Here is a 15,656-nt window from a genome sequence, read left to right as displayed (position 1 = left end):
TACAGCCCCCGCCCATGTCACGCTCGTTCACGCGGGGGCAGGCGAGCGAGGAAACCTGGGCGAGGTTCGTGCAGGCGCTGTGGACAGTCATCAATACCTTTGGCGTGAACGACATCGCTGAGCCGGGGAAGCTGCGTGTGCGGCCATCGAAATGGCAGGTGGAGACGCCCCACAGTGCGAGGGCACGTTTCGAGGCGCAGGCCCTGGTGGCGTGGCTGCTCGGCGATCAGGACGATGGTTTTTCCACCCGGCACGCCCGGATCAAGGCCTGGGCGGGGGCCATGCTGGGCTTGCTGGTTCATGTCGACGTGCATTCACAACGCCGAGAGGTCTACTTGGCCTGGTTGATGACCCGACTGGAAGAGGATTTCCCCGGAGACCTGCTGAACAGATGGCCCACGCTCGTGGACCACTTCGGGGCCCGCTTCGAGGAACTCGTGACCGCGAGAGAAGTCAGGACGCGTCAAGGATCTCTTGCCGCGCTGCGCTCGAATGCCTTGCTGCCCCCAGGGGAACCGATGATGCTGACCGATGAGCAGTGGGCACTCGTGCGCAGTGTCCCGGGTCCGGCAGCGAGTGATCCTGAATTCGAGGGTATCGTCATCAGCCTTCTCTCTCGTGCCGCGCACGGGAGGTCACATTCAGCGTTGCCTGACCTGTCTGTTGAGTCAGTGTGGCTGCGTGCCGAGGCGTGGCAACACTCGGGTTGGCTGGGTGTCGTGCTCAGCCTGCTGTACACCCATCTCCAAGAACACCTTGCGCGGGGGAAGGCGCCGTTGCGGATACAGGCGATGCGGGGAGCGGCAGATGACTGGCGTACCCAGACGGCCAGGATGTTCTTGAGTGACGGCATGATCGAACTGGCGCGTCAGGTCAACCCGGCGCTTCACCGCCAGCTTGTGCTGACCTTGGTGGCAGGAACTTCCACGATCTCCCCAGACTGAACAGGGGGTTTGCGAGTGTCATGGCAAAGTCAAACACCTTGAATAGCCCTTGCATCAGACTCGACGGCAGTGTCATGGCAATCCGTAATGCCACGCGTATTGCAACTCAGTGTCAAAACAGATTGAACCCGACACAACCCACGCCCGCTTCCCGCTGCCGCTTCCTCAGCTCAGGTGCTTTTGTTCCCAGATCAGGTCGCGCAGCACCCAGCCGCTGCCCGGAAAGCGCAGTCCAGCTCGAATCTCGGCGAGCAGGTGCGCGCGGACCTCCGCCTCGCCCAGCCCGGAGGCGATCACCTCCCCCAGGTTGCGCTCGCCGTCGAGCGCGAGGGCGACCGGCGAAGGAGAGGTGCGGGTGGTGCCCGAGCGCAGGCGCAGGGCGTGCCAGGCGTAGCGCCCGGTCGGCTCGGCCTGGCCCGCCCGCACCGCCGCCGCGAGCTGCCCGGCGACCTCGAACAGCGGGCGCCCCAGGTGCTGGGCCGCGCCGCGCACGCTGCGGCCCTCCGGCCCGTCGAAGGGGGCCTCCGCGCCCCGGAACACCCGGCTGGGGCTGCCGATCACCGCGCACAGCTGCTCCCACTCGTCGCTGGCCCGCGCCCAGTCGGTGGTGAAGTGCTCGTAGGGTGCCAGCGGCGTGCCCGTCACCGCGCGCGGCGCGAACTCGAAGCTGCCCCCCTCGGGCAGCAGGGGAGCGGCCTGCACCGCGTCCACCCCCAGCCAGTCGAGGATACCGCCGCCCACGATCTCGCCCTCCGCAAAGGCCACCGTGAAGGGCACCTCGGCTTTCACGTCGAGGATGCCGGTCTGCCGGGTGGCGTTGACCAGCTCTAGAATCCCCAACAGCGGCAAATCGGAAAGAAGTCCCTGCATGTATGGTGCTCAGGTTACCATTCTGTGGGCAGGCGGCGGTCCGCTGTCCGCCGCAGGTCGAGCCAGGCCCCTCCCAGCTCGGCGGCCACGTCGCTGGCGGTCAGGCCGTAGCCCAGGCGCGCGCCCGCGCGTTCCCCGGCGCGGGCGTGCAGCCGGACCCCGGCCCGCGCCGCGTCGGGCGCCGGGAGGCCCTGCCCCAGCAAGGCGGCGACGATGCCCGCCAGGGTGTCTCCCATGCCCGCGCTCGCCATGCCGGGGTGCCCGCCCCGGCCTACGCTCAGGCCGCCGGGGTGCGCGACCACGCTGGGACCGCCCTTGAGCACGACCACCCCTCCCAGGCGCTCCTGCAAGGCCCGCGCCGCCGCGAGCGGATCGCGCGTCACCTCCGGCGTGCCCACCCCCAGCAGCCGCGCGGCCTCGCCGGGGTGCGGGGTCCAGACGCAGCGCGCGTGCCCGGCGCCCGCCAGTTCCGGTTGCAGGGCGTCGGCGTCGAGGACGGTGGGCAGGTCCCAGCCCAGCACCTGCCGGGCCAGCGCCGGGGCGTCCGGCCCCAGGCCCATGCCCAGGCACACGGCGTCGGGCGCGCCCCGGGCGTGCGCCCCGGCGAGCGCGCCCGCCAGGTCCGCGTGGCGCCGCAGCATCAGCTCGGGCGTCACCAGCGGGACCTCCGCCGCCGAGTACACGGTGACCAGCCCGGCCCCGGCCCGCAGCGCCCCCACCCCCGCCAGCGCCGGGGCGCCCACCGTGCCGGGGTGCCCGCCGACCACCCAGACGTGCCCGGCCGTGCCCTTGTGGGCGTCCGCCGCGCGCATGGGCAGCCACGCGGCGATCTCGGCGTCGTCCGGGCGACTTGCCAGCGCGTGGTCTTCCCGCCAGCCCGGCGGCACCGCCAGCGGCGCGAGCACGACCCTCCCCGCCCGGCGCGCGGCGGGGCCGAACAGCAGCGCGGTCTTGAAGCCGCTGAGCGCGACCGTGAGGTCGGCCTCCACAGCCTCGCCCGCCACCTCCGCGCTGGCCGCGTTCAGGCCGCTGGGCAGGTCGATGGCGACCACCCGCACCCCTGGGCGGGACCGCGCCGCGTTCACGGCCGCGACGACGGCGCCCAACTCCGGGCGCAGCGGCGGCGTGAAGCCGGTGCCCAGCAGGCCGTCCACCACCACGCCCCGCGCGCAGCGCGTCACGGCGGCGGGGGTCAGCACCCCGGCCCTCACCCCGTAGGCCGCCAGCCGCCGCCGGTTCAGCCGGGTCAGCGGGTGCCGCGCGGGGGCGGCGAGGACCTCCACCGCCTCTCCCCACGCCGCGAGGAAGCGCGCGGCCACCAGCGCGTCCCCGCCGTTGGCCCCGCCCCCGGCGAGCAGCAGCGTCCGCTCGCCGGGCCAGCGGGCGCGCACCGCCTCGGCGACCGCCCGCCCCGCTTCCTCCATCGCGCTTTCCAGCAGGCCCGCCCCCGCCAGCCGCGCGTCCAGGGCGCGCACGCCCGCCGGGGCATAGACAGACTCGGCCACGGACCGCTCAGCCCCCCTGGCCGCGCAGCAGCAGCCACAGTAGCCCCGCCGCCCCCGCGATCAGCCCCCAGCGCAGCCGCCGAATCGCCTCGCTGCTCCGGAACTGGTCGCGCAGGTCCTCGCGGCTGCTTTCCTGAAGGCGCTTGTTGCCCAGGCGCTGGGCGTGGCGAATCGAGCGCACCGACTCCTGAAGCCGCCCCTGACGCCGCAGCGCCACCCCCAGGTTGTGGTGCGCGCCGTCGTACTCCGGGCTGAGGCGCAGCACCTCGCGGTAGCGGGCCTCGGCCTCGGCGGGGCGGCCCGCTTCGAGGTCGAGGTTGCCCAGGTTGGTGCCCGCCCGGTAGTGCCCGGCGTCCGCCTCCAGCGCCCCGCCGAACAGGGTGCGGGCTTCTCCGGGTTCCTCGCGCAGCGCGTGCAGCACGCCCAGCATGTTGAGCGCCTCGGCGCGCGTGAGGGGATGCGCCAGCGCCGGGGCCAGCCGCTCGCGCAGCGTGCCGGGGTCGGTCTCGCCCGAGTCGGCCAGCGCGTCCAGCGCGCCGTCCAGCTCCCGGGGCCGGGTCAGCGACCCCAGCAGCGCGGCCTCGCCGGACGCCCCGGCAGCCTCCAGCAGTTCGCGCAGGCGGCCCGCCGAGCGCCGCGCCGGGCCGAGGCGGCGGGCGCGCAGGCCGTCTTGCACCGCCAGCACGGCCTCCAGCAGCCCCGCCGCGTGATCGGCCCCGGTCAGCCGCGCCGCCGCCAGCGCCCGCCGCCACTCGCCCGCCCGCGCAAAGCCCGTCCAGTCGGGCGGGGCAGGTGGCGGGGCCGCAGGGGAGCCGGAATCGGTCATGCGCGGAGTATACTGACGCGCTCAGGAGGCCTCCCCACCCCGCCCCCGCCCGCCCTTTCCGGGGCGTATTCGGCGGGCGGGCATGGTCCCTGCCTGCTCCCCGAGGACCCCCGTGACCCAGCCTGATCCGACCCCCGCTTCCCCGACCTCCGCCGCGCCTGACCTGCCGCTGTACTCGCCCGCCCGCGTGCGCGAGCTGCTCACCCGCCACGGGTTGCGGCCCACCAAGAGCCTGGGGCAGAACTTCCTGATCGACGGCAACATCCTGCGCGCCATCGCCCAGGCAGGCGGCGCCGACGTGGGCGTGCCGGTGCTGGAGGTCGGCCCCGGCCTGGGGGTGCTCACCCGCGAGATCGCCTCGCGCGGGGCAAGGGTCACGGCGCTGGAAAAAGACGAGCGCCTGAGGCCCGTGCTGGCCGAGACGCTCGCGGGCGTGGACGTGGAGGTCGTCTGGGGCGACGCCCTGGACTTCGACTACGCCTCGCTCCCGGCGGGCACCCGGGTGATCGCCAACCTGCCCTACTACATCACCGGGGTGCTGCTCTCGCGCTTCATGCACGCGCCGAACATTCTCTCGGCGACCGTGCTGGTGCAAAAGGAGGTCGGCCAGCGCCTCGCGGCCCACCCCGGAGGGGACCATTACGGTTTTCTCTCCGCCCTCGCCGCCCTGCACGGCACGGTTCGCCACGTGCGCGACGTGCCCAAGGGGGCCTTTTTGCCCGCTCCCGACGTGACCAGCAGCGTGGTGCGGCTCGATTTCGACCGCAGCCGCCCGCTGCCCGACCCCGCCTTCTTGCGGTTCGTGGAGGCCGCGCTGCACCACCGCCGCAAGACGCTGCGCAACAACCTGCGCCTGCACGGGCTGGAGGTGGGCCGCGTCGGCGCGGCGCTGGAGGCGGCCGGGCTGCGCGCCGACGTGCGCGCCGAGGACGTGGCCCTGGCGGACCTCGCGCGGGTCGCCGGGGAGCTGGGTGTGGTGCAGGCGGGCGGCGTGATACGGTAGATCCCGCGTTCCAAACGCCAGACTGCATCTTTTTCCCGCTCCGTTGCCTTCCCCGGCACGGCGCAAGGCAGGGCCGCACCAGCACCGGCCCGGAGGTTTCCACGTGAAGTTTTTTGTTATCGGTGACGTGACCGTCGATCACCTCTACCACCTCGACCACCTGCCCGCCCCCGGCGAGGAACTCGCGCCCACCCGCGCCACCATGAAGCCCGGCGGGGCAGGCGGCACCATCAGCGTGACGCTGGCCCGGCTGGGCCACACGGTCACGCTGGCCGCCCGGGTCGGTGACGACCCTTTCGCCGAGTACGCCCTGCAAAGCGTGCGCGAAAGCGGCGTGTCCCAGGGCGCCATCCAGCAGGACCCCGAGCACCTCACCAGCACCATCACGGTGATGCAGACCAAGGGCGGCCAGCGCGCCATGATCAGTGACGGCGCGGCCAACCGTCAGCTGGACCCCGCCAAGCTCAAGAAAAAGGACATCGAGGGCAGCGACGCCCTGATCGTCAGCGCCTACAGCCTCACGGAAGGGCCGCAGCGCGACTACACCCTGAAGGCCATCGAGACCGCGCGCGGGGCCAAAAAGCCCGTGCCCGTCTTTATCGACCTGGGCACCGGGGCCGTGAACAAGGTCGGCACCGACCTGATCGGCAACGTGAGCGGCGCGGATTATCTCACCCTCAACCAGCACGAACTGCTGGCCCTGACGAACACGGCCAGCATCAGCGCGGCGCTGGCGCAACTGGGCGCGGCCGGAGCGCGGCGGGTGGTCGTCAAGGTCGGCAAGATGGGCAGCATCGTCTGGACGCCCACCGAGACCGAACTGGTGGACGCGATCAAGCCCGAAGGCAAGGTCGTGGACTCCACTGGCGCCGGGGACACCTTCACCGCCGCCTTCGCGCACGCGGTCCTGACCGGGCAGCCGCTGGCCCAGGCCGCCCGCACCGCCAACGCCGCCGGGGCGCTCGCCGCCACCCGGGTGGGCGCCCAGGCCCGGCCCATCACCTTGGCCGACCTCGAAGCCGCGCTGGCCCGCTAAAGCCGCTCCCTCCCCGCGCCCCGGTCCGCCTCCTCAAGACCGGGGCGCGGGCTTGTGGGTCCCCCCGCCGTCATACCCTGGAGCCGTGACCTTTCTCCCCGAGTTCGCCACCGTCCGCCGCCCCCTGTACGCGCACCGGGGCATGGTCGCCACCAGCCAGCCGCTCGCCGCCCAGGCGGGCCTGAGCCTCCTGCAAGCGGGCGGCAACGCCGTGGACGCGGCCATCGCCACCGCCGCCGCCCTGACGGTGGCCGAACCCACCAGCAACGGGATCGGCGGGGACCTCTTCGCGCTGGTGTGGGCCGGGGGCGAGCTGCACGGCCTGAACGCCAGCGGCGCGGCACCTGAGGCCCTGACTTTGGACGCCCTGGCCGAGCGCCACGGCGGCGAGATGCCCCGCCACGGCTGGACCCCCGTCACCGTGCCCGGCGCGGTGCGCGGCTGGGCCGACCTGCATGCCCGCTTCGGCCGCCTGCCCTTCGCGGAGGTGCTGGCGCCCGCCATTCGCCTCGCCCGGGGGGGCTATCCACTCTCGCCCGTGCTGGCCTCCGGCTGGGCGCGGGCGATCCGTATCTACCAGGGCCTGGGCCTGCCGATCATGGAGGAATGGTTCCGCGTCTTCGCGCCCGGCGGCTTTACCCCGGCCCCCGGCGCCCTGTGGCGCAGCGAGGCCCACGCCCGCACCCTGGAACGCATCGCCGCCACGAACGGCGCCGCCTTCTACGAGGGCGAGCTGGCCGGGCAGATCGACGCCCATTCCCGCGCGACCGGCGGCTTGCTGCGCGGCAGCGACCTCGCCGCCCACCGCTCGGAATGGGTCACGCCGATCCATGCCGAGTTTGGCGGTCACCGCGTCCACGAGATTCCGCCCAACGGCCAGGGGATCGCGGCCCTGATCGCCCTGAACGTCCTGAACGGCCTGGACCTGCCGGAACAGTGGGGCGACCCCGCCGGGCTGCACCTCCAGATCGAGGCGATGAAGCGCGGCTTTGCCGACGCTCATGCCTACGTGGGCGATCCCCGCCAGGTGCCGGTGGACGTGGAGCGGCTGCTCTCGGCCGGAAACGCGGCGGCCCACCGCGCGCTGCTGGGCAACCTGGCCCACGACCCCGCCACCACCGCCCCCAGCTCCGGCGGCACCGTCTACCTCGCCGCCGCCGACGGGGAAGGCGGGATGGTCAGCCTGATCCAGAGCAACTACATGGGCTTTGGCTCGGGCGTGGTCGTGCCCGGCACCGGCATCGGGCTGCACAACCGCGGCCACAACTTCAGCCTCCAGCCGGGGCACCCCAACGCCCTCGCGCCCGGCAAGCGGCCCTACCACACCATCATCCCCGGCTTCCTGACCCGCGCGGACGGCACCCCGGTCGGCCCCTTCGGCGTCATGGGCGGCTTCATGCAGCCGCAGGGCCACCTCCAGGTCGTGCTGAACACCTTGCGTTACGGCCTGAACCCCCAGCAGGCCCTCGACGCCCCGCGCTGGCAGTGGCTTCAGGGCAAGGCGGTGGAGGTCGAGCATGCCCTCGGCGCTCAGGCCGCCCGCGCCCTCGCCGCCCGGGGCCACGAGGTCCGGGTGCAGCTTGACCCCGGCTCTTTCGGACGCGGCCAGATCATCTGGCGCAACCCCGAAACCGGCGTGCTGGAGGGCGGCACCGAGAGCCGGACGGACGGGCATATCGCGGTGTGGTAAGTGGGCAGGAGGAAGTGGTCAGTAGATCGGGGCTTTCCTCCGCTCACCACTGCCCACTTCCCACTCCCGGCGCCTCAGCGCCCCACGTATTCCTCGCTCAGCGCCCACAGCCGCGCCGCCGCCGCGTCGTCCCGGGCCTGCGGCGCGGGGGTCTTCAGCCTTTCCTCGCTGAAATAGCCCCCGCTGACCGCCAGGGACGGGTCGCTGGCAAGCCGCAGCGTCGTCAACGCGCCCTCTTCCGGCGTGATGGCGAAGCGGTCCATCACCCGCCACAGCAGGCTGACCCGTCCGCCGTTGTTGTGCCCGAAGCCGCTGCGGACCATGCCGGGGTGCAGGCTGTTGCTGCTCAGCCACCCCTCCCGGCGGGCGAGTTCGCGCGCGAACAGCACGTTCGCCAGCTTGCTCTGGGCGTAGGCGCCCCAGCCGCCGTACCCGCGCCGGAACTCCGGGTCATCGAAGCGGATTCGCCCGAAGCGGTGCGCCTCCGAGGACACCGTCACCACCCGCGCGTCCCGCGACCCGCGCAGCAGCGGCAACAGCTCCCGCGTGAGCAGGAAGGGCGCGAGGTGATTGAGGGCCCAGGTCATCTCCACCCCCTCTCGCGTCTCCTGCCGCCGGGCGTAGTAGGCCCCGGCGTTGTTGACCAGCACGTCCAGCCGCTCCTCGCGCTCACGGAACTCGGCGGCCAAGCGGCGCACCTGCGCGAGTTCGGACAGGTCGGCGATCAGGGTCCCCGCCGCGCCGACCTCCCGCGCCACCCGCGCCGTCTTCTGCGGGTCACGCCCCACGACATGCACCCGCGCGCCCGCCCCGGCCAGTTCCCGCGCCGTCACCAAGCCGATGCCGTTCGTCGCGCCCGTCACCAGGACCACCTTGCCGTGCATGTCGTAGACCATGCGGCCCAGCATAGGGGCGCATCCCCACCCGGCGCGGCGTCCGTGAAGACAATACGGGGCCCCCGAATGGACGAAAAGAGAGGCTGGCCCACGGTGGAGCCAACCTCCCGGCGCTTGCGGGCTTCACCCGGCCCGCTTTGAATTGTGCGCTGATGGGGTCAGTCTAGGCGGGCCGTGTCACAGCGTTGTCACGGCGGCGGGCTGATCTGCGGCACGCGGCCTGGACCGGGAAGGGTACCCTGGGCCATGCAAGAACTGGCCTCCGTTCTGATTCACGTTCTCGCGCACCTGGGGGGTCTTTTGCTGTTCTTCCTCGGCGGCCTGCTGCTGGCCTACCTCGGCTGGGCGAGCAGTCAACCCATCGTGATCGGCCTGGGCGCGGTGCTGGTTCTGGCCGGGGTGGTCGCGGTCTGGCGCCGCAGAGGGAACAACCAGCCCTAGATCACCTCGCGGAACGCCACGCTCTGCGAGCGGCTCTGCAACTCGGTCCTGAGGTACTGGAGCCGGGGGTGCTCCAGCCGGGGATCGTGGCTGAGGATGTGCTTGGCGAGTTCGCGCGCCCGTTCGATGACCTCCACGTCGCTGGCGAGGTCGCCCAGCCGCAAATCCGGAATCCCGCTCTGGCGCGTGCCGCGAAGCTCGCCGGGGCCGCGCAGCTTGAGGTCGGCCTCGGCGATCACGAAGCCGTCGGTGGACCCCTCGATGATCTTGAGGCGCTGGCGGGTCTTCTTGGAATGCTCGCCTGCGACCAGCACGCAGTAACTCTTCGCGCTGCCGCGCCCCACCCGGCCCCGCAGCTGGTGCAACTGCGAGAGGCCGAAGCGCTCGGCGTTCTCGATCACCATCACCGAGGCGTTGGGCACGTCCACGCCGACCTCGATCACGGTGGTGGAGACCAGCACGTCGAACTCGCGCGCCCGGAAGCGGTCCATCACGTGTTCCTTTTCGGCCGCCGTCATCTTGCCGTGCAGCAGGTCGATGCGCGCTTCGGGCAAGATGACCTTCAGGTCGTCCGCGAGCTGGGTGGCCGCCAGCAGCTCCAGGTTCTCGTTCTCCTCGATCAGGGCCGTGACCACAAAGGCCTGTCGCCCCTCCCGGATCTGTTTCATCACGAAGCCGTAAGCCTGCTGGCGGTGCGTGTCCTGAATCAGCTTCGTCTCGACCGGCGTGCGCCCCGGCGGCAGCTCGTCGATGACCGAGAGTTCGAGGTCGCCGTAGGCGGTCAGCGCGAGGCTGCGCGGAATCGGCGTGGCGCTCATGACCAGCACGTCCGGGCGGCCCGCCAGCAATTTGCGCCGCTGCATCACCCCGAAGCGGTGCTCCTCGTCCACGACCGCCAGCCCCAGGTTGTCGAAGCGCACGTTCTCCTGAATCAGGGCCTGGGTGCCCACCACCACGTCCACCTCGCCCTGGGCGATGCGCGTCTGCATCTCCAGCTTCTGTCTCGGCGTCATCGCGCCGATCAGGAGGCCGACCCGCACGTCGAGCTTGCCCAGGTACCCCACCAGATTCGCGTAGTGCTGCCGCGCCAGGATCTCGGTCGGGGCCATCAGCGCCCCCTGGTAGCCGTCGCGCACGGCGAGGTACAGCGCGCACGCCGCTACCGCCGTCTTGCCACTCCCCACGTCCCCCTGCACCAACCTCGCCATCTGGCGGTCACTGCGCATGTCGTCGGTGATCTCCAGCAGCACCCGCCGCTGCGCGCCCGTGAACGAGAAGGGGAGGGCGGCCTCGAAGCGCCCGATATCATCCCCGGTCGCCTGGAATCTCTTGCCCAGCAGCACCGCGTCCTCGCCTTGCAGCAGTACCCGCAGCTCCAAAAAGAGGTACTCGTCGAAGCGCAGCCGGTTCATCCCGCGCTCCAGGTGCGCCTCGTCTCCCGGAAAGTGGATGCCCCACAGCGCGTCCCCCAGGTCGGTCAGCCCGTATTTCTGCCGCCAGTGCGCGGGCAGGTAGTCGTCGGGCGGCGCGGCCTGAAGTGCCCGGAAAGCGGCGCGGCGCAAGAACTCCTGCGAAATGCCGTCCTTGGCGTCGTACACGCCCACGATCCGGCCCGTGCTGAGGCTCTCCTGGGCGTCTTCCACCGTCTCCAGATGCTCGACCCCGAGCTGCACGGAGCGGCCGAACTTCTTGACCCGGCCCGTGAGGACCAGCCGCGCGCCCTCCCGCAGCTGCCGCTCCACCCACGGTTGATTGAACCAGCTCGCCTTCACCCGCCCGCGCGAGGGCGTCTCCAGCGTCACGTCCAGGATCAGCATATTGGGCTTCGGCTTGCGGCGCGACTTCGCCACGACCGTGCCCTCTACCGTCACCTTCTGCCCCTCCTCGACCGCCGCGAGGTCCGGCAGCGCCCGGCGGTCCTCGTGGCGGTGTGGGTAGGCGTGCAGCACGTCGCGCAGGGTGTGCAGGCCCAGCGATCCCAGTTTCCTGGCCCCGCCCGGCCCGGTGTCCAGCCGCGCGACCTCGGCGCCGATGGGCAGCCGCTCGCCGGGCGCCGCCGTGGGCGCCGCCTGCCGGGCGGGGGCGCGGGGAGGCCGGGGCGCCCTCGCCGCCGCTGCCTGCCCGTCGAGCGCCCCCAGCGCCGCCCGCAGCGCCTCCTCGCGCCCGGCGCCGTCCAGCCCCGCGTAGCCGCGCAGCGCCTCGCGCACCGCCGGAAAGGGACCGGCCAGCGGCGAGGCCAGCAGCCGCTCCACCCCGCCCGCCACCACCCGGTCCGCGCAGCCCGAGGCGAGTTCCGCCGCCAGGGGTCGCCGCAGCCTGTCCCGCAATTCCGCGACCGTCGCCATACCGCCCGGCAGGCTAACAGAGGGGCGCCGGGGCCGTCGCTGCCCTGCCTCACGGTGGGCCTCACTCTGAGTACGCTGGGGCGTATGGGAGCCTATGACCGCCTCGCCGCGAGTTATGACCGCCAATGGGGCCGCTACGCTCGGCGCACCGCTCAGGAGGTGCTGGACGCGCTGCCGCCCCTGGAAGCGGGCATCCTGCTCGACGTCGGCTCCGGCACGGGCACCCTGCTCGCGCTGGCGCGCGCCCGCTTTCCGGGAGCGCGCCTCGTCGGCGCCGAACCCAGCGCGGGCATGCGCGGGGTCGCCGCGCGCACCCTCGCCGGTCAGGGCGTGACCCTGCTGACTTCCCCCGCCGAGGCCCTCGCGCTGCCGGACGCCTCGGTGGACGCCCTGACCTGCCTGAACGTCCTGCACTACCTCGCGGACCCGGCGGCGGCCCTGCGCGAGTGGCGGCGGGTGCTGCGGCCCGGGGCCAGCCTCGTCTTGCAGGATTACGTACCCAACGGTCTGCCCGGTTTTGCCCGCCTCGCCGCGCTGAACGACCGCGAACTCGTGCGGGTCTACACGGTGCCGGAGATAGGCAGACTGCTGGAAACGGCAGGCTTCGGCGGGGTCACGGCGCGGCCCTTCCGCATCGACCTGTTCTGGCGCGGCGGCCTGGCGCGCGGCGTGCGTCCCTGACGGACGACGCTGACAGGCTACAGCGTCAGCGCCAGCTCCACCGCCTGGGCCAGCCCGCCCGCGTCCACGTGGCCGACGTGATGACGGGCAGCCGCGCGGGCCTCGGCGTCCGCGTTGCCCATCGCGACCGGGTGGCCGACCACCCGCATCGCCGTTACGTCGTTGTGGCCGTCGCCCACCATCATCACCCGCGAGAGGGGCACCCCGTACTCGGCGGCCACCCGCGTCACCGCGCTGCCCTTGCTCACGCCCGCGCGCGTCACGCTGATAAACAGCACGTCCGTCATCGCCGGGCTGCCCGCCGGATGCAGCTCCAGCCCCGGGTGGGGTTCGGCCTGCACGGTGGCCGCCTCAGTGTGCGGCACCACCCACTGCGCCCGCACCCGCGCGCCCTCCAGCACCTCCGGCTCGCGCGGCCGGTACGGCAGCCCCAGCAGCGCCGAGTGCCGCCGCGCCAGCTCGCCGGGCAGGGTCACCCCGTAATCGGTGTCGGTGTAGACCTCCAGCAGCCGCCCGGTCTCCCGCGCGCGGGCCAGCAGCGCGGCTTCCGCCCCCTCCGGCAGGGCTTCGGACAGGCTGCGCCCACCGTGCACCTCGACCACCGACGCCCCGTTCTGAAAGACGTGCCAGCCCTGCGGATCGAGCCGCCGCGCGTACTCCAGCGCGGTTCCGAAAGCCGGGCGCCCGGAGCACAGCGCGATCCGAACGCCGCGCCCGCGCGCCCCCGCCAGCGCCGCCCATACGTCCGGCCGCACCGCGTTGTCAGTGCCCACCAGCGTTCCGTCCACGTCCACACACAAGAGTCCCAGCACCGGGGCAGTGTACGCCCGCGCCGAGGCCGCTTACCCTTCCCCTTCCGGCGTCCAGTGCCCCTCGCGGTCGAGCGCCGCCCGGCCGCCCACCCGTACCCGGTCCACCCCCCGGCCCGTCAGCACGACCTCGACCTCCACCTCGCCGGGGGTGCCCAGCGCGTGGCCCTGGTACACCACGCCGCACGCCCGCTTCCCGCGCACCGGCAGGCGGCCTTCCCCAGCCAGCAGCGCCATCAAGGCCCCCGCCGCGCTGCCCGTCACCGGGTCTTCGGGAATCCCCACGGCAGGCGCGAAATCCCGCGCCGCGAAGCGGCCCACCCCCACAGGCGCGTAGGCGTACACGCTGCACACTTCCAGCGCGCCCGACAGCGCATGGATGCGGTCGAGGTCCGGCTCCAGCGCGTCGAGCACCAGGGTGTCGATCAGCGGCACGAACACGCTCCACAGCCCCGTGCTGGCCGACGCCAGCGGCAGCCCCCGGTGGATCATGCGCTCGTCGATGCCCAGCGCCTCGGCCAGGTGGCGGTACACGGGGCGCGGCACCGGGCGCGACTCCAGCCCGCGCTGCTCCATCCACACCCGCGCGGGCACCCCCGCCTCGGCCTCCAGCGTCAGCGGAATGCGCCCCACCAGCGTTTCGAGCACCAGCGCCTCGCCGCGCCAGTGCCCACCCTGCGCCAGCCGCAGCCCCAGCGCCACCGTCGCGTGGCCGCAGAACTCGATCTCCTGGGTCGGCGTGAAGTAGCGCACCCGCACCGCCCCCTGCTCCATCCGGGTCACGAAGACCGTCTCGGGCACGCCCAGAAAAGCTGCCAGCGCCTGCATCTGCGCCTCCGACAGCCGCTCCGCTCCCAGCACCACGCCCGCCCGGTTGCCGTGTCCGGGCGTGTCCGTGAACGCGCTCACCTCGCAGTACGCGATCATGCAGGCACTGTAGCGCACTTCCCAGGCTGCTCTGCAAACAAAAATTTCACGACCAGTTTTATCGTGAATCTATTCACTTGTAGATTTCGTCAGAAGGCCGGGGAGAAACCCGGCCCAGGCCTTCATCCAGCCGCCAGCCGCTCAGGGCGTCATGCGCGTGAGCATGCGCGGGAAGGGGATCGCCTCGCGGATATGGTCGATGCCGCTGATCCAGGCGATGACGCGCTCCAGCCCCATGCCGAAGCCCGCGTGCGGCACGCTGCCGAAGCGGCGCAGGTCGAGGTACCACTCGAAGGCGTCCAGCGGCAGCCCCTCGTGTTCGATGCGCGACTTCAGCAGCGCGAAGTCGTGGATGCGCTCGGACCCGCCGATGATCTCGCCGTAGCCCTCGGGCGCGATCATGTCGTCGCACAGGGCCAGCCGCGCGTCTTCCGGGTCCGGCTGCATGTAAAAGGCCTTGATCGCCGCCGGATACTTCTCGACGATCACCGGGCGGTCGAAGTGGTAGCCCAGGATCGTCTCGTGCGGGGCGCCCAGGTCGTCGCCCCACTCGACGGGCTGCACGTCCGCCTGGACGCCCTTCGGCAGGTCGCCGGACTCGATATGCCCCCGGATGATCTCCAGCGCCTCGGTGTACGTCACGCGCGGGTAGTTGCCCTCGGCCGCCCCCCGCAGCTTTTCCACGTCGCGGCCCAGCAGCTCCAGCTCCGTCCGGCATTCCTCCAGCACCCGCCGCACCAGGAACGAGACGAACCGCTCCTGCAAGGCCATGTTCCCCGCGTGGTCGCCCGGCGCGACCTCCGGCTCGACCATCCAGAACTCCAGCAGGTGCCGCCGCGTCTTGGACTTCTCCGCGCGGAAGGTCGGCCCGAAGGTGTAGACCTTGCCGAACGCCAGCGCGCCCGCCTCGGCGTGCAGTTGCCCGGTCTGCGAGAGGTAGGCCTTGTCCTCCCCGAACAGGTCGATCTCGAACAGTTCGGTGGTCCCCTCGGCGGCGTTCGGCGTGAAAAAGGGCGCGTCGAAACGCACGAAGCCCTCCCCGTGAAAGAAGGTCACGATGGCGCGCTGCACGCAGTCGCGAATCCGCAGCACCGCCCAGGGACGGCGGTGACGCAGCCACAGGTGGCGGTGGTCGAGCAGAAACTCGATCCCGTGTTCCTTGGGCGTGATGGGGTACTCGCCGCCGCTCTCGGCGTAGGGTGCAAGGTCCCGCACCGCCAGTTCCACGCCGCCCGGCGCCCGCTCGTCGGCGCGCACCTCGCCCGTGACCCGCACGGCCTGCTCCTGCGCCACGCGCTTTGCCGCCTCGAACACGTCCTCCGGCACGTCATTCTTGAAGACGGTCGCCTGCACGAAGCCCGAGCCGTCGCGCAGCTTCAGAAACTGGATCTTGCCCTTGCCGCTCTTGTCGGTCAGCCAGGCATTGAGGGTCACGGTCTCGCCCACGTGCGCCCCGAGGCCGCTGATAGTGATGTTGGTATCCGTCGCAGTCACGAGCGGAATTATAGGCGCCGTCCATTTCTCACGGCAGCCTGAGCGGGCCAGGCAGGTCGAGGACCGGCAGCGACACCGGCGCTTCCTCTGGCACCCCGCCCGCCTCCAGCCGCGCGAGCAGCCCCAGGATCACCTCCGCACTCACCTGCACCACCCGGTCCATCGTCGCCTCTCCCAGGTACGGATAGG

Annotated in this window: 15 protein-coding genes; 6 read left to right on the top strand and 9 right to left on the bottom strand. The window is 72.1% G+C overall.

From position 1 onward, the window contains the following. The first annotated feature begins 14 nt into the window (after positions 1-14). Positions 15-944 carry a hypothetical protein gene (locus HNQ09_RS18750; RefSeq protein ID WP_246363055.1) on the top strand — a complete coding sequence of 310 codons (930 nt, stop codon included), beginning with the start codon at positions 15-17 and terminating at the stop codon, positions 942-944. A gap of 165 nt (positions 945-1,109) precedes the next feature. Here HNQ09_RS18750 and HNQ09_RS01840 read toward each other — a convergent pair whose 3' ends face one another. The 3 genes from HNQ09_RS01840 to HNQ09_RS01830 form a co-directional block, all read right to left on the bottom strand. Then, positions 1,110-1,814: a DUF4388 domain-containing protein gene (locus HNQ09_RS01840; protein ID WP_184024613.1), complete on the bottom strand. Its 705-nt coding sequence runs from the start codon at positions 1,812-1,814 to the stop codon at positions 1,110-1,112. A gap of 14 nt (positions 1,815-1,828) precedes the next feature. Beyond that, positions 1,829-3,238, bottom strand: coding sequence for an NAD(P)H-hydrate dehydratase (locus HNQ09_RS01835; RefSeq protein ID WP_184025171.1), 1,410 nt, complete (start codon positions 3,236-3,238; stop codon positions 1,829-1,831). Between the two features lie 88 nt (positions 3,239-3,326). After that, the gene (locus HNQ09_RS01830) at positions 3,327-4,145 is read right to left on the bottom strand and encodes a tetratricopeptide repeat protein (RefSeq protein WP_184024609.1); all 819 of its coding nucleotides are present in this window, start codon (positions 4,143-4,145) and stop codon (positions 3,327-3,329) included. 112 nt (positions 4,146-4,257) lie between these two features. On the opposite strand from HNQ09_RS01830, the gene rsmA reads away from it, so the two are divergent. From rsmA to HNQ09_RS01815, 3 genes are all read left to right on the top strand, one after another. Continuing rightward, positions 4,258-5,148 (top strand): 16S rRNA (adenine(1518)-N(6)/adenine(1519)-N(6))-dimethyltransferase RsmA, encoded by an 891-nt coding sequence (gene rsmA, locus HNQ09_RS01825; RefSeq protein WP_343057574.1) that lies wholly within the window; start codon positions 4,258-4,260, stop codon positions 5,146-5,148. 103 nt (positions 5,149-5,251) lie between these two features. Then, on the top strand, positions 5,252-6,184 hold the full coding sequence (locus tag HNQ09_RS01820) for a PfkB family carbohydrate kinase (RefSeq protein WP_184024603.1): 933 nt from the start codon (positions 5,252-5,254) through the stop codon (positions 6,182-6,184). 142 nt (positions 6,185-6,326) lie between these two features. Further along, positions 6,327-7,874, top strand: coding sequence for a gamma-glutamyltransferase family protein (locus HNQ09_RS01815; protein ID WP_184025168.1), 1,548 nt, complete (start codon positions 6,327-6,329; stop codon positions 7,872-7,874). A gap of 74 nt (positions 7,875-7,948) precedes the next feature. Here HNQ09_RS01815 and HNQ09_RS01810 read toward each other — a convergent pair whose 3' ends face one another. Then, positions 7,949-8,770: an SDR family oxidoreductase gene (locus HNQ09_RS01810; protein WP_184024600.1), complete on the bottom strand. Its 822-nt coding sequence runs from the start codon at positions 8,768-8,770 to the stop codon at positions 7,949-7,951. A gap of 246 nt (positions 8,771-9,016) precedes the next feature. On the opposite strand from HNQ09_RS01810, the gene HNQ09_RS01805 reads away from it, so the two are divergent. Then, the gene (locus HNQ09_RS01805; protein ID WP_184024598.1) at positions 9,017-9,211 is read left to right on the top strand and encodes a hypothetical protein; all 195 of its coding nucleotides are present in this window, start codon (positions 9,017-9,019) and stop codon (positions 9,209-9,211) included. Here HNQ09_RS01805 and recG read toward each other — a convergent pair. Then, positions 9,208-11,556, bottom strand: coding sequence for an ATP-dependent DNA helicase RecG (recG, locus tag HNQ09_RS01800; RefSeq protein WP_184024595.1), 2,349 nt, complete (start codon positions 11,554-11,556; stop codon positions 9,208-9,210). The genes HNQ09_RS01805 and recG overlap by 4 nt on opposite strands. Positions 11,557-11,640: 84 nt before the next feature. Between recG and HNQ09_RS01795 the strand changes: the two genes are divergently transcribed. Further along, on the top strand, positions 11,641-12,237 hold the full coding sequence (locus HNQ09_RS01795) for a class I SAM-dependent methyltransferase (protein WP_184024592.1): 597 nt from the start codon (positions 11,641-11,643) through the stop codon (positions 12,235-12,237). Between the two features lie 17 nt (positions 12,238-12,254). Here HNQ09_RS01795 and HNQ09_RS01790 read toward each other — a convergent pair whose 3' ends face one another. The 4 genes from HNQ09_RS01790 to HNQ09_RS19075 all read right to left on the bottom strand — a co-directional run bounded on the left by HNQ09_RS01790 (position 12,255) and on the right by HNQ09_RS19075 (position 15,630). Next, positions 12,255-13,049, bottom strand: a complete 795-nt coding sequence (locus HNQ09_RS01790) for a Cof-type HAD-IIB family hydrolase (protein ID WP_184024590.1) — start codon at positions 13,047-13,049, stop codon at positions 12,255-12,257. A 30-nt stretch (positions 13,050-13,079) separates the two neighbouring features. Next, positions 13,080-13,973, bottom strand: a complete 894-nt coding sequence (locus tag HNQ09_RS01785; RefSeq protein ID WP_184024588.1) for a PhzF family phenazine biosynthesis isomerase — start codon at positions 13,971-13,973, stop codon at positions 13,080-13,082. Between the two features lie 141 nt (positions 13,974-14,114). After that, the gene (gene asnS, locus HNQ09_RS01780; protein WP_343057573.1) at positions 14,115-15,467 is read right to left on the bottom strand and encodes an asparagine--tRNA ligase; all 1,353 of its coding nucleotides are present in this window, start codon (positions 15,465-15,467) and stop codon (positions 14,115-14,117) included. A 28-nt stretch (positions 15,468-15,495) separates the two neighbouring features. Then, complete coding sequence (locus HNQ09_RS19075; protein ID WP_281378242.1) at positions 15,496-15,630, bottom strand: hypothetical protein; 135 nt, start codon at positions 15,628-15,630, stop codon at positions 15,496-15,498. Positions 15,631-15,656 lie beyond the last annotated feature (26 nt).

Origin of the sequence: Deinococcus budaensis, assembly GCF_014201885.1 — a bacterium.
Classification (GTDB): Bacteria; Deinococcota; Deinococci; order Deinococcales; family Deinococcaceae; genus Deinococcus; species Deinococcus budaensis.
This window is presented reverse-complemented; position numbering and strand designations above follow the sequence as displayed.